Source organism: Stenotrophomonas sp. TWI700, assembly GCF_039673645.1.
Lineage (GTDB): Bacteria > Pseudomonadota > Gammaproteobacteria > Xanthomonadales > Xanthomonadaceae > Stenotrophomonas > Stenotrophomonas maltophilia_AA.
This window is the reverse complement of the sequence record NZ_JBDJMB010000025.1, coordinates 1-18,190: the sequence shown is the minus strand read 5'-3', so window position 1 is coordinate 18,190 and position 18,190 is coordinate 1. Positions and strand designations below refer to the sequence as shown.

Sequence of the window (18,190 nt, the reverse complement as noted above, 5' to 3'; positions counted from 1 at the left end):
GTCAATCGTTACCGGCAACGGTCATTCGTCCTACAAGGATGGAGCCGGTATGCACGTGCGAGCGCGTGTCGATGTCCGTGCCCACCGCCTCGATGCTGGCGAACATGTCCTTGAGGTTGCCGGCGATGGTGATGCCGTCCACCGGGTAGGTGATCTCGCCGTTTTCCACGCGGAAGCCGCCGGCCCCTCGCGAGTAGTCACCGGTCACGCTGTTGACGCCCTGCCCCATCAGCTCGGTGACCAGCAGGCCGTTGCCCATCTGGCGGGCGATCGAGACCAGGTCGCCCGCATTGGCGCGGACCTTGAGGTTGTGCACGCCGCCGGCGTTGGCCGTGGTCGGCAGGCCGAGCTTGCGTGCCGAATAGCTGCCCAGGATGTAGCGCTCCAGCACGCCATCGCGGATCAGGGCCGAGTTGCGCGTGGCCACGCCATCACCATCGAAGGCGGCCGAGCGCAGCCCACGGCGCAGCAGCGGCAGCTCCTCGATGCCGAACCAGTCCGGGAACAGGCGGGTGCCGACACTGTCGAGCAGGAAGCTGGCGCGGCGGTACAGCGCACCACCGGAGACCGCACCGAGCAGGTGGCCGATCAACGAACGCGCCACCTCCGGCGAATACAGCACCGGCATCTGCGCGGTGGTCATCGAGCGCGGGTCCAGCCGGGCGACCGTGCGCTCGGCGGCGCGGCGGCCGATCGAAGCCGCATCGTCCAGATCCTCGCGGGCCAGCGCGCTGCTGTACCAGCCATCGCGCTGCATGCCATCGCCCTGCCCGGCGATCAGCGCGCAGCCGATCGAGTGGTGGCTGCTGCGCTCGCGGCCGATGAAGCCATGCGAGTTCGCATACACCGAGAGGCTCTGCGCGGTCGCGGCCGAGGCGCCGTCGGAGTTGCTGATCCGGGCGTCGGCCTCACGGCCCGCGGCTTCGCAGGCCAGCGCCAGGTCCAGCGCCGCATCGGCGCTGAGCTCCCACGGGTGCCAGCCGTCCAGGTCCGGAAACTCGCGGGCCATCAGCGCGGCCTCGGCCAGGCCGGCCGCCTCGTCGTCCTCGGTGTGGCGGGCAATGGCGCAGGCTTGGGCCACGGTCGACTCCAGGCTGCTCTCGCGCAGGTCGGCGGTGCTGGCACTGCCCTTGCGCTGGCCGAAGTAGACGGTCACCGCGATGCCGCGGTCGCGGGTGGATTCGACCGTTTCGACCTCGCCCAGGCGCACGTTCACATCCAGCCCGCGCTCATCGCTGCAGCTGACCTCGGCCTGGGTGGCGCCCAGGGCCTTGGCCCGCTCCAGCAGGCGCTGGGAGATGTCGGCCAGCTGCTCCAGGCGCTGCAGGCTGTCGTCGGCCGGGGAGACTTCAGGGGAGATCACGTTCAATGCTTTATCCTGTACAGGTGAGTGCCCGGCGCGACGCCGGCACAGTTTACGGATGTGGAAATAAGACGATGCGCGGACGCGACGAAGAAACCGGTGAATTCCTTGATATCAGCCGCAGCCAGAACCGCCGGGCTGCGCTGGACGTGCTGGCCCTGGGCGAGAAGCTGGTCTCGCTGACCCCGGCCCAGCTGGCGCGCCTGCCGGTGCCCGAAGATCTGCTGCCGCACATCGCCGAGGCCAAGCGCATCACCGCGCATATCGCCCACAAGCGCCAGTTGGCGTTCCTGGCCAAGCACATGCGCCGCGAAGACGACGCCGTGCTGGATGCGATCCGCGACGCGCTGGATGCCAACAGCGAGACCTCGCGCCGTGAAGTGGCGACCATGCACCGCGTCGAAGACTGGCGCGAGCGCCTGCTCAAGGACGGCGACAAGGCGCTGAGCGCCCTGCTGGACGAGTACCCGCATGCGGACCGCCAGGAGCTGCGCACGCTGGTGCGCAACGCCCAGGCCGAAAAGGCCAAGAACAAACCGCCGCGCGCGTACCGCGAGATCTTCCAGGTGCTGCGTACGCTGCTGCTGCCCGCCGCGCTCGGCCTGGAAGGCGTGAACGCCGCGTCCGAGGACGATCTGGACGACGTGGCCGACACGGACAGCGACAGCGACGAGAACGCCGAGGACTGAGTCCCGGCGCTCACGCGGCAGCGCCAGCACCCTGCTGGCGGCCGCGTGATCGGGCAGCACGGGCGTACGCATCCGGCTCAGGCCTGGGTGCCGCCCACGGTGATGCCATCGATCAGCAGCGACGGCTGGCCCACGCCGACCGGTACGCTCTGGCCATCCTTGCCGCAGATGCCCACGCCCTCGTCCAGGGCCAGGTCGTTGCCGATCATGCGCACCTTCTGCATGGTCTCCGGGCCGTTGCCGATCAGGGTGGCGCCCTTCACCGGCGCGGTGATTCTGCCATCCTCGATCAGGTAGGCCTCGGTGGCCGAGAACACGTACTTGCCGCTGGTGATGTCGACCTGGCCGCCCCCGAAGTTGACCGCGTACAGGCCGCGCTTGACCGAGCGGATCATTTCTTCGGGATCGTGCTGGCCGGCGCGCATGTAGGTGTTGGTCATGCGCGGCATGGTCATGTGCGCGAACGACTCGCGACGGCCGTTGCCGGTCGGCGCCACGCCCATCAGGCGCGCATTGAGCGAATCCTGCATGTAGCCGACCAGGATGCCGTCCTCGATCAGGGTGGTGCACTGGGTCGGGTGGCCCTCGTCATCGATGTTCAACGAGCCGCGACGACCGTCCAGGGTGCCGTCGTCGACGATGGTCACGCCCGGTGCGGCCACGCGCTCGCCGATGCGGCCGGCGTAGACGCTGGTGCCCTTGCGGTTGAAGTCGCCTTCCAGGCCGTGGCCGACCGCTTCGTGCAGCAGCACGCCGGGCCAGCCCGGGCCGAGCACCACGGTCATCACCCCGGCCGGAGCCGGGATCGCCTCCAGGTTCACCAGCGCCTGGCGCAGCGCCTCGCGCGCGAAGCCTTCCGGACGCCCGTCGGCGAACAGTTCTTCATAGCTGTAACGACCGCCGCCACCGGAGTAGCCCGACTCGCGACGGCCGTGCTGCTCGACGATCACCTGCACGTTCAACCGCACCAGCGGGCGGACATCGGCCGCGAGCACGCCATCGCTGCGCGCGATCAGCACCGTGTCCACGCCACCGGAGAGGCTGACCATCACCTGCTGGACGCGCGGGTCGGCGGCGCGCAGGTAGCGGTCCAGGCGCTTGAGCATCTCGACCTTGGCCTCGTTGCCCATGCCGTCGATGGGGTCCAGCGCCGGGTACAGCGCGCGGCCACTGCCACGCACCAGCGAGCGGGCCGACTGCGCCCCACCCTCGCGGGAGATGGCGCGGGCGGAGTTCGCCGCAGCCAGCAGCGCATCGCTGTGGATGTCGTCGGAGTAGGCGAAGCCGGTCTTCTCACCGGCGATGGCGCGTACGCCCACGCCCTGCTCGATCGAATGCGCACCGTCCTTGACGATGCCGTCCTCCACGCTCCAGCTCTCGCGGCGTGCGTGCTGGAAATAGAGATCCCCGAAGTCGATGCCCGGCCCCAGCAGGGTGCCGAACGTGCGTTCCAGACCGTTCGCATCCAGCCCGGCGGGCAGCAGCAGACGGTCGGTGGCCAGCGAAAGTGCGTTGTTGTTCATGCTCTTTGATCTGTGGGCGCCGGGCGCGATCGCAACCCGGGCGCGGGAAAGGGGTCAGCGCGCCGGCGGTGCGGCCGGGGCCGGCTTGGGCGCTGCGTCGCGGTCGATCACGTCGACCTTGGGTTCGGCCCAGGGGCCGGTCACGCGGTAGGTTTTGGCGCCGATCTCGCCCAGCGGCTTGGACAGCACCGCATTGGCCGCCGCGCCCACCGCCGCACCGACCGGGCCGCCGGCGACCGCACCGACCACGGTGAGCAGGTTGCCCGCGCGCGGGTTGACGTCGATGGTCTGGTCGAAGCGTTGCTGGCGCAGGTCGGTCTGGCCACGGATGGTGATGTTCGCCGCCGGGCCTTCGATCAGCACCTTGTCGGTGGTGGCCATGCCGTCGCTGAACGCCACGCGGCCCTCGACCTGGTTGAAGGCGAAGCCCTTGGAGAAGAAATCGCGGAAATCGAACATGAGCCGGCGCGGCAGCTGGGTCACGCTGAGCAGGCCGAGCACGCGCCCGGCACCGGGCTCCAGTTCCAGCAGCTGGCCGTTGCGGGCCTGCACGTCGAGCTGGCCCTGCAGCGCGCCGAGCTGGAAGTCCGACGGGCCGCCCTGCCAGCCCGCCGTCATGGTCAGCTGGCCCTGGCCGCCACGCAGCTGGCCGCCGTAATCCAGATTCTGCATCAGCCCGCCCAGGTCCTCGCTGTTGACCTGCACGTTGAACTGGCTGCGCGCGGTCTCGCCCATGCCCATCCAGCGGCCGCTGACGTCGATCTCCTGCTTGGGCGCGCGGAACTGCAGCTGGTCCACGCTCAGGCCGTTGGCCATCGGCCGGGTGCGCAGCACCGCCTGGCCCAGCCTGGCCTTGCCGAACTGCAGGTCGTCGATATCCAGCGACAGCGGCGGCACCTTGGCCGGGTTGGTGTCGTTGGCACTGGCCTGGACCCGCGCCGGCAGGGTCACGTCCGGCGGCAGCAGGATCGGCGCGCCGTCGCCCGGCGCCTTCACCGGCGTGGGCAGCGACTGCCAGTGCACGCGGCTGAGCTTGCCGACGATGGTGCCGCCCTCGGCATTGGGGACGCTCAGGGTGCCGGCCAGCGACGGGCCATCCATGCGCACGTCCACGCTGTTGCCGGTCGGGCGCAGCTGCAGCCGGGTCTGCGGGAAGACACCGCCGGCGAGCAGCAACTGGCCCACCTGCACATCCACATGCCGCAGCGGCATCGGGTCCTTGTCATCGCCGCCCTCGGGCGAGCGCGCCAGGCCGATCCACTCCAGCGCATCCAGTGAGCCGCTGCGACCATTCACCACCAACCCGCTGGCCGGCGGATCGCGATCCACGTGGTCGCTGCCCAGGGTGACCTGCACGCCGGTCTGGTTGTCACGTGTGCGCGCAGCCAGGGCCAGCCGCTGCCCGAACGCGACATCGACCCGGCCGCTGCCCATCGGCAGCTGCGCGGTGACGTCCGTCGCCAGCGGCGTAGCAGCGGGTTTGTCCAGCGGTGCGGGCAGTTCCAGCGTGGTGCCGACCAGATCCGAATGCAGCTTGAGCACGGTCGGCGGCTCGACCTTGCTGCCGGCCGCGACCTTGGGCAGGGTCACCCCGATGGTCCAGCGCGAGGTGCCCTGGATGTAAGGCTTGAGCCAGTTCAGTTCCGGGGCGCGGTCGAGCAGCGCACCAGCCTCCAGCGAAGCGGTCAGTTCGGATTCGAAGGCCTGCTGCGGATCGCGCACGAATCCGCCGGCGCGCAGGCTGAGCAGCCCGTCCTGGCCCTGGTGGCGCACGGCCAGGTTCTCCGCATCGAAGCCACCATGGCCATACCGGGCGGTGCCGCGCATGTTCTCGAAGACCAGGTCGAAGCGCTTCTCGGTGAGGGTCGCGCCGGCCAGATCGACCGTGCCCTGCAGGTGACCGCTGCCTTCAACATGGTGCAGCGGCTGCAGCAGATCGAACGTGACCGCTGCCGGCCCTTTCGCGGTGAGGTTGCCCAGCGTCTCGCCGTAGGTGGCCTGCAGCGGGCTCTGCTTGAGCATGGCCAGCAGTGCACCCGCATCGCTGCGGCTGGTCGCCTTGACGTACAGCGCGGTCACGCCGAAATCCGGAATGCCGGCATCGAAGTGGTCCACTGCCACGCCGGCGAGATCGCCTTTGCCATGCAGCTCGAAGCCCGGACCGATGAAGGCGATGTCCGCGTCCACCTTGTCCATCGTCGGCCAGTCGTGCTGGAAACGGATGCTGCCGGCGTCGATGTGCCCGGTCGCTTCGAAGCGGCCATTGTTTTTGTCGAACGGCCAGTCTTCCAGATCGCCGGTGACCAGGCCCACGCCGCCGCGGACCTGCCCGGAGACCAGTGCGGCATCCAGCCAATCGGTGGCGGCCTTGCTCATCTTCGAATGGATCCAGAAACGCTTGGCGGCGGTCATCGGCACATCGTCGATCTTGGCCGCCAGTTCCAGCCACGGGCGGGTGCCGTTGTTCTGGAACCAGATGCCGCCGCGCACGTCGGCGGCGTAGTCGGTGCCCTGCACGCGCAGCGCCGCCGTGCCGATCCGCCAGCCGCCGGCCTCGTCACGCCAGCCGACCAGCTGCCCGCCCAGGCGCACATCGTGGCGCTCGCCAAACCCGCTCGGCCAATCGAAATGCATCACCCGCTGCGGCTGCAGATCCAGGGTGAAGCCGTCGGCATCGCCGTTGAAGCGTCCGCCCACGCCGCTGAGTCCGGGCGAATGGCCGACCGCGGCGAAGCGGATGTCCTCCAGGTCGCCCTCGATCGACAGCGCGCCGCCCTGCTCGCCCGCGATCCGCACGCGGGTCATGCGCACCTGCGGTGCGGCCTCATGCAGCCACTCGCGCAGGCCCGGGTCGATCCGGTCGGTCAGTGCCAGCCCGCGCAGCAGCGCGGTGGCATCGATGTTGTCGCCGGACAGCGCGAAGTGCTGGCCGCCGGCCAGCAGCAGGCCATCCAGCTGCTGGGTGCTACCCTCCAGGCCGATCCGCAGGCGCGGTGCATCGGCGCGCCAGCCGCCCTGAACCCAACGCCAGCGCGCGCGCAGCTCCAGCGTCTGCAGCGCGAGCTGCGGGTGCGTCCCGTCCGCCAGCTTCACGCCGCGGACCTGTACGTTCTGCAGGTCCGCGTCGGTGGTGACCATCACCACCCGATGATCGCGCAGGTCCACCCACGCATTGAACTCGCCGGTGCCCTGTTGCAGTCCGATGCCACCGAACTGCAGCAGTGAGGACCACGCACGGAAATCGGCCGGGTCGGCCGAGAGCCACGCCTGCCCGTCACCGCGCTTGCGTTCGAAGTCCAGCACCGCGGTCAGCGGCTGCGCGGCCGGGTCGGCCCAGGCACGTGCGCCGACGCGCAGGCGCTGGCCGTTGACGCGCAGGCGCAGGTCGATCCGCGGCAGCGTCGCGTTGACGCCCAGCGAGGGCGCATCCACCCTCAGCCGGCCCCCGATCACCTGCAGTTCGCCCAGCCGGCGCAGGGTTTCCAGCGGGTCGCCCGCGGTGGACTGCGGGAGGCCCTGCACCGACCAGCGGCCGTCGTCGGCACGCTGCAGTACCAGTGCGAGGCCGCGCAGGCGCAGCTCGGTCAGCGAGTGCCCCGGCAGCAGGCCGGCATACATGGAGATCAGTACCTCCGCCTCGCCGATGCGCAGGCCCTGGCCTTCACCGATGCGCAGCCCCTTGAGCTGCAGCAGCGGACCGCGCCGGGTCCAGGCGGTATCCAGCGCGTCGAAACGCACCGGCTGCCCGGCGCGCGCACTCAACCACGCCGCCACCTTGTCCGGGTGACGCTCGGCCAGGGGCAGCAGCTGGCTGGCGGTGCCGACCAGCAGGGCCACGCCCACGAGCAGGATCGCCACCGCATACACGGCATGGCGGCGGATCCGGCGCAGGCGCAGGCGGAGCGGTGTGCTCATCGGAACGTGGGAATGCCGGACCGGCCGCAGTCAGAGCAGCACGACATCGAACTGCTCCTGCAGGTACTGCTCGTCCGCCTGGAAGCGGATGCTCTTGCCCAGGAACTCCTCCAGTTCGGCCACCGCCGAGGATTCCTCGTCGGTGATGCGCGCCACGACCTTGGAGGAGGCGATCACCAGCAGGCGCGCCGCATCGAACTGGCGCACCGCCCGGGTGATCTCGCGGAAGATTTCGTAAGTCACCGTTTCGGCGGTCTTGATCGAGCCACGCCCGCTGCACTCCGGGCACGGCTCGGACAACTGACGCTCCAGGCTTTCCACGGTGCGCTTGCGGGTCATCTCGACCAGGCCGAGCGGCGAGAAGTCGTACACCGTGGTCTTGGCATGGTCGCGGGCCAGCGCCTTCTCCAGCGTGCGCAGCACCTGGCGGCGATGCTCGGCATCGTCCATGTCGATGAAGTCGATGATGATGATGCCGCCCAGGTTGCGCAGCCGCAGCTGGCGCGCGACCGCCTGCGCGGCCTCCAGATTGGTGCGGAACACCGTCTCTTCGAGGTTGCGCTGGCCCAGGAAGGAACCGGTGTTCACATCGATCGTGGTCATCGCTTCGGTCTGGTCGATGACCAGGTAGCCACCGGACTTCAGCGGCACCTGCTTGTCCAGCGCACGGCCGATCTCGTCCTCGACCCCGAACATGTCGAAGATCGGGCGATCGCCGCTGTACAGCTCGATCTTCTCGGCCAGCACCGGCATGTACTTGGCCACGAACGCCTGCAGCTGGTTGAAGGTCTCCTTGGAATCGACCTTGACCTTGTCCACGTCCTTGCGGATCAGGTCGCGCACCGAGCGCAGCGGCAGGCTGAGGTCTTCATAGATCACGCTGAGCGGGGCGGCATCGCGGCCACGGCGCTCCACCACGTTCCAGACGCGCGACAGATAGGCCACGTCCTCGGCGATCGCCTCGGCCGGCTGGCCTTCGGCATTGGTGCGCACGATGTAGCCATAGCCGCCGTGCTGGGCCGACAGCTCGGTCACCAGGGTCTTCAGGCGCGCGCGCTCGGTCTCGTCCTCGATCCGGGCCGACACGCCCACCACCTTGGACTGCGGCAGCAGCACCATGTAGCGCGAGGGAATGCTGATCTGGGTGGTCAGGCGGGCGCCCTTGGTCCCGATCGGGTCCTTGACCACCTGCACCACAATGTCCTGGCCGTCGCGCAGCAGTTCCACGATCGGCACCGAGGACGGCGGCGGCAGGGTCGTGCCTTCGGTATCGGGGCTGGCCACCGGGGCCGGCCGGATCACATCGTTGGCGTGCAGGAACGCCGCGCGCTCCAGCCCGACTTCGACGAAGGCGGCCTGCATGCCCGGCATCACCCGCTGCACCTTGCCCTTGTAGATGTTGCCGACCACGCCACGGCGCCAGCCGCGTTCGATATGCAGTTCCTGCAGCATGCCGTTCTCGATGACGGCGACGCGGGTTTCCCGCGGGGTGACATTGACCAGAATTTCTTCAGACATGGGCGACTCCCTTCAGTTCAAACGTCTGCAGCAACTGCTCGGTCTGTTGCAGGGGCAAACCCATCACACCCGAATAGCTTCCCGCCAGATGGCGGATGTATCGTTCGGCGCCGCCCTGGATCGCATAGGCGCCGGCCTTGTCCATCGGCTCGCCGCTGGCCACGTAGGCCGCGATCCGCTCCTCATCGATTGCCGCGAACGTCACCTCCGACACCACCAGCACACCCTGCTCCCGGCCCGCGGCGACCAGCGCCACCGCGGTCATCACCTGGTGGGTGCGCCCGGCCAGGGTGCGCAGCATCGCGCAGGCGTCGGCGGCATCGGCCGGCTTGCCGAACACGCGCCCGTCCAGCACGACCTCGGTGTCCGAGCCCAGCACCACCGCGTCCGGATCGTGCGTGACCAGCGCCAGCCCGGCGCGCGCCTTGTCGGCGGCCACGCGCTGCACGTAGTCCGCGGCCGACTCGTCGGCTGCACGGACTTCGGGCACATGAAGGTCGAGCGCCTGGAACGGTCGGTCCAGGCGCGCAAGCAGTTCGTTTCGTCGGGGGGAGCGAGAGGCGAGATAAAGCATCGAGGAAGCATAACCTGAGCCTACTGTCTGAATCGCGAGCAACACGCTTGAATCGTGATCGACCCCATCAAACCTCACGACGCGTTCATCGCCCCGACACCAACCTCAACGTCTTCACAAGGAGATGTACATGCGCCGCCCGTCCCTGTCCCCGTTGCTGCTCGCCCTGTCCCTTGCCCTGGGAGCTTCGATGACCGCCCACGCCCAGTCCCAGCCCACCATCGCCGTGCCGGCCGACGGCACCCTGCTCAACATCTCGGCCAATGCCGAGGCCAGGCGCGTGCCGGACGTGGCCACGCTCTCGGCCGGTGTGGTCACCCAGGCCGTGGACGGCAACACCGCCATGCGCCAGAACGCCGAGCAGATGACCAAGGTACTGGCCGCGATCAAGGCGGCCGGCATCGCCGAGCGTGATGTGCAGACCAGCGGCGTCAACCTGAGCCCGCAGTACCGTTACGCCGACAACGAAGCGCCGAAGATCACCGGCTACCAGGCCAGCAACACGGTCAGCCTGAAGGTGCGCGACATCGCCAAGCTGGGCAAAGTGCTCGACGCGCTGGCCGCCCAGGGCGCCAACCAGATCAACGGCCCGCAGTTCGAGATCGACCAGCCCGAACCGGTCTATGACGAGGCCCGCCTCGCAGCGCTGAAGAAGGCCCAGGCCCGCGCCGAGACCTACGCCAAATCGCTGGGCCTGCGCGTGCGCCGGATCGTGAGCATCTCCGAGAGCGGTGGCGGCAACTTCCGTCCGGTGATGATGCGTGCCCAGGCGGCGCCGATGGCGGCCGATGTGTCGACGCCGGTTTCGCCGGGCGAATCCACCGTGTCGGTCAACCTGGACGTGGTGTTCGATCTGGGCCGCTGATCCACGCTCCGGTCGATGGCCCTGTGACGGCGCCGAAAGGCGCCGTCATGCTGTGCGCGGTCCGATTCTGACTGCCAGCCAACTCCCCACCCTGCCCCTGACTTCCGGCCCGTGCCGGGCTCGGGTATTGCTGTCATTGCGCGGCCCCGCCTGACCCCATCCGCCGCGCAGGCACGTTGGTGTTTCCGCACATCTGGCAAGGAGAGTGGAGCATGGTCCGTACCCCGTCCCCGGTTGTCCCGCTGCACATCGAAGCGTCCCGCGTGCTCGGGTGGAGCACTGCCATCGCGGTCCATGCGCTGGCCCTGATGCTGTTGTTGATTCCTGCCGCACAGCCGCTGATCACGGCCCCGCGCGAGCGCATGCGGGTGAGCTGGGTGCTGCCGCCGCCTCCGCAGCCGCCGATACCGATCCATGCCGATCCGGCACCGCCGAAGGTTCCGACGGCACCGGTGAACACGCAGCGACCGCCGCCCCCCCTGCCGACGCCCACTGCCGCCCTCGATGACGCGCTGGCGGTGTCCCCGCTACCGGCCACCGAGGCGTCACCGCCGTTGCTTGCGCCGGCGCCTGCCGCAGCCGCACCGGCGCAGGGGGCCCAGCTCCAGTACCGCAGCGCCCCGCCGCCGCCGTATCCGATCACCGCGATCCGCCTCGGCCAACAGGGCACGGTCGTGCTGCGCATCCGGGTCGGTACCGATGGCAGTCCGCTGGCGGTCGACATCGAGAAGAGCAGCGGCTCGCGCGTACTCGACCAGGCCGCGCGCCAGCAGGTCTTGCGCCGCTGGCGCTTCGTGCCCGCCACCGTCAATGGCCAGGTCGTCGAGGCCGATGGCCTGGTCCCGGTGGAATTCACGTTGCCGCGTTAGATGTGCCGGGGAGAGCCTGCAACGGGCTCTCCCCATTCACACAGCGCCATCACACAACCTTTCGCGAATTAAGCAATTTTTCACACTTGCGTCACCTGCCGGAAACCTAGATTGGCGCCGTTGCCACCGTTCTGGTGTCGACTTATTGACATCTAGGTTTTCCCAGTCAGGAGAGAAGCTGTGAAACACCCGATCCAACGCCGCGACGACAGCCGCCGCAACAGCCTGGCCACTTCCATTTCCACGATCCTTACCGGCGGCGCGCTGCTGCTGGTGGGCGCCATGGCGTCGTCCTCCGCGTTCGCGCAGGAGCAGGCGACCAACCTTGACCGGATCACCGTCACCGGGTCGAACATCCCCCGCACCAATACCGAAACCCCCTCCCCCGTCCAGGTGGTCACCCGCCAGGAAATCGACCGGACCGGCAAGACCACGGTCGCCGAATACCTGCAGACCCTGACCGCGGACGGCTCGGGCTCCATTCCCAAGACCTTCGGCAACGGCTTTGCCGGCGGCGGCGCGGGCATCTCGCTGCGCGGCCTGGGCGCCGGCTCCACGCTGGTCCTGTTGAACGGCCGCCGCATGGCGACCTACGGCCTGGCCGATGACGGCCAGAAGGTCTTCACCGACCTGAGCACCATTCCGCTGGATGCGGTCGAGCGCATTGAAGTCCTCAAGGACGGCGCTTCTGCGATCTACGGTTCGGACGCCATCGCCGGCGTGGTCAACATCATCCTGCGCAGCGACTTCAATGGCGCCATCCTGCGCGCCTCCTACGGCCTGTCCGGCGACAGCGACGGCGATGCGAAGAAGGCCACCCTGACCGCCGGTACCGGCGATCTGGCCACCGACGGCTGGAATGCGTTCTTCAGCCTGGACGTGGGCAAGACCGACGCGATCAAGATCAGCGACCGCAAGGACCGCAAGTGGATCGGCACCGGTGACATCCGTCGCTACGGCTACGGCAACAATGCGCAGTTCCTGGGCGGTGCCGCACTGTCCGGCGGTACCCGTGGCGGCGTCGGTCCGACCGGTTCGGTCTTCGACGATCGCGCGGTCACGCCGGATGATCCGGCGTTCCTCGTCGCACTGCCTGGCTGCGCCGGCCTGACCACCATCCCGGGCCAGAATGACGTCACCGCACAGCAGCAGGGCTGCCTGTGGGATCCGAACCAGCTGTACCGCGACCTGACCCCGGAAGAGAAGTACGTCAACGTGTTCGGCCGCGCCAGCTTCGCCTTTGGCGAGGGCGGTGAGATCTACACCGAGATCGGCTACTCGAAGAAGGAAACCACCTTCAGCAACACGCCCTCCGGCGTGTCCGGTGGCTGGGGCTATCCCGGCGGCCCGGTCAACGCCAACAGCGGCGATGGTGCCACCGTGCTCGGCCCGACCCATCCGGACAACCCGATCCCGGGCCAGGCCTCGCGCCTGCGCTATTCGGCCTGGGACGTGGGCCCGCGCGTGACCAACAACACCAACGAGTTCAACCGCTTCCTGGTCGGGGTCAAGGGCAACTGGGGCGAGTGGAGCTACGACACCGCCTACCTGCATTCGGGCACCGACCTGGTCAACAAGCGCACCGGCTTCCTGCGCTACAGCGCCGTACAGTGCGCACTCGGCCACCCGGCCTGCCCGGGTGGCGTGTGGCGCATCGGTGACGACGCCGGCCTCAATTCGCAGGCGCTGTATGACTACATCTCGCCGGACATCAGCGCACGCGCCAAGTCCAGCCTGGACATGTTCGACTTCACCGTGTCGCGCAGCCTGGCCGACCTCAAGGGCGGCCCGCTGGGCCTGGCGCTGGGTACCGAATGGCGCAAGACCAGCAACAGCCTGACCCCGCAGACCTACACCGACCAGGGTGACATCATCGGCCTGGGCTACTCGGCCTATGACGGCACCCAGAACGTGTATGCCGGCTACGTCGAACTGTCCGCGCCGGTGCTGGAGCAGTTGGAACTGTCCGGTGCGGTCCGCTACGACAAATATGAAAGTGGCGAGGGCAAGGCAACGCCGAAGGTCGGCATCAAGTGGACCCCGTCCGACTGGATCGCGGTCCGCGGCAGCTATGCCGAAGGCTTCCGTGCACCGAATCCGGCCGAGAACGGCGACGGTGGCCTGGCGGCGTTCTCCAACGCGGCTGACCCCGTGCGCTGCCCCGGCGGCAACCCGGCCCCGGGCGCGACCGATGACGATTGCGGCGCACTGCCGGTCGCCATCATCACCCGCCCGAATCCGGACCTGAAGCCGGAGGAATCCAAGAGCTACTCCGTCGGTCTGGTGCTGCAGCCGACCTCCAGCACCTCGATGACGATCGACGCCTGGCAGATCAAGCGCACCAACGAAATCGCGCAGGGTGACACCGGCACGGCGATCGCGGCCGGCAACGTGCTGCGCGACAACAACCTGCTCAATGGCGTTCCCGGCACCGGCAGCATCCTGGCGGTCAATACGCAGTACATCAATGCCGCGTCGACCCGCGTACGCGGTATCGATACCGACATCCGCCAGACCTTCGACATCGGTCCGGGCCAGCTGGAGATGGATCTGCAGTGGAGCCACGTGCTCAAGTTCGAGCGTACGGATGCCGACGTGACCCGGGATTACGCCGGTACCCATGGCAACTGCGACGTCACCAACTGCATCGGCACACCGAAGGACCGCATCAACTTCGGCACCACCTGGAAGCAGGGCCCGTGGAGCGTCAGCGGCGTAGCCAACTACATCTCCAAGATGGAGAACACCGACTTCCGCGGTCCGGACGGCTCGTACCAGTTCGCCTACGCCGACGGTACCGACGTCGAGAAGATCTCCTCGTTCACCACCTTCGACCTCTCCGGTCGCTGGAACATCACCGAGGCCTTCGAGTTGAACGCGTCGGTGCAGAACCTGTTCGACCGCATCGCCCCGCTGGATCCGACCACCTATGGTGGCGTGAACTACAACCCGCTGCACTTCAGCGGCGCGATCGGTCGTTACTTCACCGTGGGGGCCAAGTACACCTTCGAATGAGATAGCCGCATTTGGGGAACAACGAGCCCGGGCAATGCCCGGGCTTTTTGTTTGGCCGGTCATGCGAGCTGCGCGGATCGCGGACAAAAAAAGCCCCGCATCGCTGCGAGGCTTTTTCTTAAATCTTGGCGCCCGAAGTTGGACTCGAACCAACGACCCCCTGATTAACAGTCAAGTGCTCTAACCGGCTGAGCTATTCGGGCGGGGTGCGCATTGTAGCCCGTTTTTCGCGAGATGTAACCCGTCTGGCGACAACTATTTCACGCGCGGTGATACGGATGGTTGGCCAGCATCGCCGCGGCGCGGTACAGCTGCTCGGCCACCACCAGGCGCACCAGCATGTGCGGCAGGGTCAGCGGCCCGATCGACCATTTCTCGTCGGCCATCGCCGACACCTCGGCGGAATGGCCTTCCGGGCCGCCGATCAGGAAGGCCAGGTCCCTGCCCTGCCCGCGCCAGTGCTCCAGGCGCTGGGCCAGCTGTTCGGAACTGAGCGGGCGTCCCGGCACATCGAGCGCGACCACGTAGGCATTCTTCGGCAGCGCCGCAATCACGCGCTTGCCTTCGTCATCGGTGGCGCGGCGCGCGTCGCGCCCTTTGCCACGCAGGCCGGGCTCGATCTCGACCAGCTCGAACGGCAACCAGTGCGAGAGCCGCTTCTGGTACTCGGCAAAGCCCTGCGCGACCCAGGACGGGGCACGTTCGCCGGTGGCGATCAACTTGGCTTTCATCTCTGTCCTCGGCAGGCACCGCACGCGGCGCCGCAAAAGACAACGGCGCCATCGGCGCCGTCGTCGTGACCCTGCACGCTGCGATCAGCGCGCGTCGTAGTCGTCGTCCGCATCGTCGAGCAGTTCGATCGGCGGCTGGTCGCCCACGGTCCACAGGCGCTCGAGCGCGTAGAACTCGCGCACGCGCGGCAGCATCACGTGGACGATCACGTCGCCCAGGTCGACCAGCACCCACTCGGCTTCGCGCTCGCCTTCCACGCCAAGCGGCATCACACCCAGCTTCTTGGCGAACCTCACCACTTCGTCGGCGATCGACTTGACGTGACGGCTGGAGGTACCCGACGCGATCACCATGTAATCGGCGACGCTGGAGCGGCCGATGACGTCGATCTCAACGAGATCCTTCGCCTTCAGTTCTTCGGTGGCCCCGCGCACGCACTCGAGCAGCTGCAGAACGGAGGGCGCCGGATTGGGCAGTTGGACCTTGATGGTCTGGGGCTGGGCTTGGTTGCTCAAAGCGGGTCAACTCGATAAATGTGGGGTCGATTATACGGGGCGGCGCGCCCGCGCGTATTCACGACGGTGTTGCGCCGTACAGGCGGTGGTCGAGGATATAGCCGGCCACCGGCTCTGGCAGCAGCTGCTGCCAGGGGCCACCGGCCTGGATCCGGGTCCGCACGGCGGTGGCCGATTCCTCGCGCAGCGGGGCCTGCAGGCGCAGCAGGCGGCCGGCCGGCGCGTTGAACAGCTCGCGCTCATGACTGGCCCAGCGCCCGTCCAGGGCCTGTGCCAGGACCGGGTCGGGCGTGTCGGCCAAGGGGCTGCCCGGGCGGTCGGCGACGATGAAATGCGCCAGATCGAACAGCGCGGTCCACGCGTGCCAGCTGGGCAGGGCCAGCAGGCTGTCGGCGCCGACCAGCCAGGCGATCGGTTGGCGCGGGCCCAGCTCGGCGCGCAGCTCGCGCAGCGTATCGACGGTATAGGACGGCACGCCGGGGCTGCGCGCGGCCCGGTCCAGCTCGCGCCGGTCGAGCAGCAGGCCGGGCTCGTCGCCGATGGCCAGGCCCAGCATCGCCAGACGCTGCGCGGCGTCGGCGCCGGGGGTGGCGCGGTGCGGCGGATCGGCGGCCGGCAGCAGGCGCACGGCAACCTGCAGCTGGTCGCGTGCGGCACGGGCAATGGCCAGGTGGCCCAGATGGACGGGATCGAAGGTCCCGCCGTAATAGATGCGCAGCCCCATGGGCTCAGGCCCGGGCGAGCAGGCGCACGGCACGGGCTTCGGAGACCGCGATCAGCAACCGCTCCAGCGCCAGCCAGGCATCGCCGTCGGCGCGCCCCTTGGCGATGCGGTCGACCAGCCCGGCCTCGGCCACGAAGCGCTCCCAGCGCTTGACCTCGGGGTGACGCTGCAGCGCGCGCTTGAAGGGCGCCTGCCGCGATTCCCATATACCACGGCTCTTCATCTCCGCGGCCAGGTTGCCACCGCGCGCCTGCACCCGCGCCAGGCCGGCGGTGGAGAGCAGTTCGCGGATCACGATCGGGGTCAGCGCGGCCACGGCTTCGCCTTCGGCACGCAGGCCGGCGATCATGCGCAGCACCGCGGCGGGCTGGCCGGAGAAGGTCGCTTCGACCAGACGGAACACGTCGTAACGGGCGGCATCGGCCACCAGCGACTCCATGGTCTCCACGTCCAGGGTCTGGCCATCGGCCAGCAGGGCCAGCTTGTCGATTTCCTGGGCGGCGGCCAGCAGATTGCCCTCCACCCGCTCGGCCAGGCGCTGCACGGCCTGTGGATCGGCGCGCAGGCCCTTGCCGCGCAGGCGGCGCTCGATCCACTCGGTCAGTTCATGCGGCTTGATCGCCCAGGCCACCGAGATCACCCCGGCGCGGCCGACGGCATCGGCCCACTTGGTCTGGTGCGCCTTGCTCCATTCGTTGCAGGTGATCAGCAGGATCACATCCGGGGCCGGATTGGCGCAGAACTGGCTGATCACCTCCGCGCCTTCCTTGCCCGGCTTGCCGCTGGGCAGGCGCAGTTCCATCAGGCGACGCGCACTGAACAGGCTGGGCGCGTTGAAGCTGGCGTCGAGCTGGTTCCAGTCGAAGTCACGGCCATCGGCATCGAACACTTCGCGCTCGTTGACGCCATCGGCGCGGGCACGTGCCCGCACGGCATCGGCCGCTTCAAGCACGCGCAGCGTCTCGGGCCCCGCGATCAGGTAGACCGGTGCCAACGGCTGGCTGGCCGGTTGGCTGGCGAGCTGTTCGGGGCGCAGTTCCATGCGGGCAGGCCGATCCGCAGGCGGACCGGACTCAGTGCCCCTGCGGAACGTCGGCGGGTACCGCCGGCGTCGGGGTCGTCGACGTCGGGGTGGCCGCCGGCGGCTCGACCGGCGTGTCCACCGGCGCGGTACCCGGCTTGGCCGGGGCACGGCCGTGCTCCAGCTCGGCGCGGACCACGCTGTCGATGCGGCGCATGATCGAGGCGGACATCTCGCGACGCAGTTCGTCGGAGAGGATTTCGCGCTCGGTGGTGGTACCGGTGGCGTCGGTCGGCGGCGACACGTAGTCGCGCGAGAGTTCGATCACCTGCTGCGGCACCAGCTCACTGCCATCTTCGCGGCGGAAGATGAAGATCACCGCGTAGCGCAGGCTGTATTCCTGGGCACGACCCTGGGCATCGATCGCGATCGGCAGATCACCCCAACGCTCGGACAGCACCTGCAGCTGGGCGGCCGGCTCGGTGCTGTCGCTGTCGGCGATCTGCGCCCCGGAGGCCTGCAGGCCACGGCGCAGCAACTTGACCAGTTCGCTGTAAGGCGCGGTGGAGACCACCTGCACCGCCGCGGTATCGGCCGGCAGCATCAACTTGTTGCGCAGATGGAAGCCGCACCCGGCGAGGGTTGCGGTCAGGACAAGGGCAAGCAGGAATCGGGTCATGGACACAGTCTGTAGGAGCCGGGCGGTCGCGGCAACAAGCAGTGATCGTGCCGGATGCCGCGTGAACAGGACTTGATACCGGACCGCCCGCGCGGCGCCGCCCGTATCGGTCCCTGGAGATCCGTGGGCACAGGCGGGCCCGACACCGGGGGGACGCCACCCAGCAACCAGCGGGGGCGCCCCCCGAA

The 18,190-nt window shown here is 68.7% G+C and carries 14 protein-coding genes and 1 tRNA gene; 4 read left to right on the top strand and 11 right to left on the bottom strand.

Annotation, left to right across the window (positions count from 1 at the left end; translation table 11 throughout):
* Nucleotide 1 precedes the first annotated feature (1 nt).
* Nucleotides 2-1,369: a metalloprotease PmbA gene (gene pmbA, locus ABE473_RS15400; protein ID WP_346490101.1), complete on the bottom strand. Its 1,368-nt coding sequence runs from the start codon at nt 1,367-1,369 to the stop codon at nt 2-4.
* A gap of 68 nt (nt 1,370-1,437) precedes the next feature.
* Between pmbA and yjgA the strand changes: the two genes are divergently transcribed.
* Nucleotides 1,438-2,052 (top strand): ribosome biogenesis factor YjgA, encoded by a 615-nt coding sequence (gene yjgA / locus ABE473_RS15395; protein ID WP_346490100.1) that lies wholly within the window; start codon nt 1,438-1,440, stop codon nt 2,050-2,052.
* A 77-nt stretch (nt 2,053-2,129) separates the two neighbouring features.
* On the opposite strand, the gene tldD is transcribed toward yjgA, so the two are convergent.
* From tldD to ABE473_RS15375, 4 genes are read right to left on the bottom strand one after another with little or no spacing between them, the layout of a single operon-like run.
* Nucleotides 2,130-3,575, bottom strand: coding sequence for a metalloprotease TldD (gene tldD, locus ABE473_RS15390; RefSeq protein WP_176989246.1), 1,446 nt, complete (start codon nt 3,573-3,575; stop codon nt 2,130-2,132).
* Nucleotides 3,576-3,629: 54 nt separating this feature from the next.
* Entirely contained in the window at nt 3,630-7,490 is a 3,861-nt protein-coding gene (locus ABE473_RS15385; protein ID WP_346490099.1) for a YhdP family protein, read from the bottom strand.
* A gap of 30 nt (nt 7,491-7,520) precedes the next feature.
* Entirely contained in the window at nt 7,521-9,008 is a 1,488-nt protein-coding gene (gene rng / locus ABE473_RS15380; RefSeq protein ID WP_176989244.1) for a ribonuclease G, read from the bottom strand.
* The gene (locus ABE473_RS15375) at nt 9,001-9,582 is read right to left on the bottom strand and encodes a Maf-like protein (protein WP_346490098.1); all 582 of its coding nucleotides are present in this window, start codon (nt 9,580-9,582) and stop codon (nt 9,001-9,003) included. Before ABE473_RS15375 ends, rng begins: the two co-directional genes overlap by 8 nt.
* Nucleotides 9,583-9,712: 130 nt before the next feature.
* Here ABE473_RS15375 and ABE473_RS15370 point away from each other — a divergent pair, with 130 nt between their 5' ends.
* The 3 genes from ABE473_RS15370 (at nt 9,713) to ABE473_RS15360 (ending at nt 14,331) form a co-directional block, all read left to right on the top strand.
* Nucleotides 9,713-10,447, top strand: a complete 735-nt coding sequence (locus tag ABE473_RS15370; RefSeq protein ID WP_319210914.1) for an SIMPL domain-containing protein — start codon at nt 9,713-9,715, stop codon at nt 10,445-10,447.
* 212 nt (nt 10,448-10,659) lie between these two features.
* Nucleotides 10,660-11,316, top strand: coding sequence for an energy transducer TonB (locus ABE473_RS15365; RefSeq protein ID WP_346490097.1), 657 nt, complete (start codon nt 10,660-10,662; stop codon nt 11,314-11,316).
* Between the two features lie 180 nt (nt 11,317-11,496).
* Nucleotides 11,497-14,331 (top strand): TonB-dependent receptor, encoded by a 2,835-nt coding sequence (locus tag ABE473_RS15360; RefSeq protein ID WP_346490096.1) that lies wholly within the window; start codon nt 11,497-11,499, stop codon nt 14,329-14,331.
* Nucleotides 14,332-14,457: 126 nt separating this feature from the next.
* On the opposite strand, the gene ABE473_RS15355 is transcribed toward ABE473_RS15360, so the two are convergent.
* The 6 genes from ABE473_RS15355 to lptE all read right to left on the bottom strand — a co-directional run bounded on the left by ABE473_RS15355 (nt 14,458) and on the right by lptE (nt 18,002).
* A tRNA-Asn gene (locus tag ABE473_RS15355) sits at nt 14,458-14,534 on the bottom strand.
* 57 nt (nt 14,535-14,591) lie between these two features.
* Nucleotides 14,592-15,062 (bottom strand): 23S rRNA (pseudouridine(1915)-N(3))-methyltransferase RlmH, encoded by a 471-nt coding sequence (gene rlmH, locus ABE473_RS15350; protein WP_088434465.1) that lies wholly within the window; start codon nt 15,060-15,062, stop codon nt 14,592-14,594.
* Nucleotides 15,063-15,146: 84 nt separating this feature from the next.
* Nucleotides 15,147-15,578: a ribosome silencing factor gene (gene rsfS / locus ABE473_RS15345; protein ID WP_179458296.1), complete on the bottom strand. Its 432-nt coding sequence runs from the start codon at nt 15,576-15,578 to the stop codon at nt 15,147-15,149.
* 58 nt (nt 15,579-15,636) lie between these two features.
* Complete coding sequence (nadD, locus tag ABE473_RS15340) at nt 15,637-16,302, bottom strand: nicotinate-nucleotide adenylyltransferase (RefSeq protein WP_346490095.1); 666 nt, start codon at nt 16,300-16,302, stop codon at nt 15,637-15,639.
* Between the two features lie 4 nt (nt 16,303-16,306).
* Nucleotides 16,307-17,344: a DNA polymerase III subunit delta gene (holA, locus tag ABE473_RS15335; protein ID WP_179458294.1), complete on the bottom strand. Its 1,038-nt coding sequence runs from the start codon at nt 17,342-17,344 to the stop codon at nt 16,307-16,309.
* Nucleotides 17,345-17,375: 31 nt separating this feature from the next.
* Nucleotides 17,376-18,002 (bottom strand): LPS assembly lipoprotein LptE, encoded by a 627-nt coding sequence (lptE, locus tag ABE473_RS15330; protein WP_346490094.1) that lies wholly within the window; start codon nt 18,000-18,002, stop codon nt 17,376-17,378.
* Between the last annotated feature and the right edge of the window lie 188 nt (nt 18,003-18,190).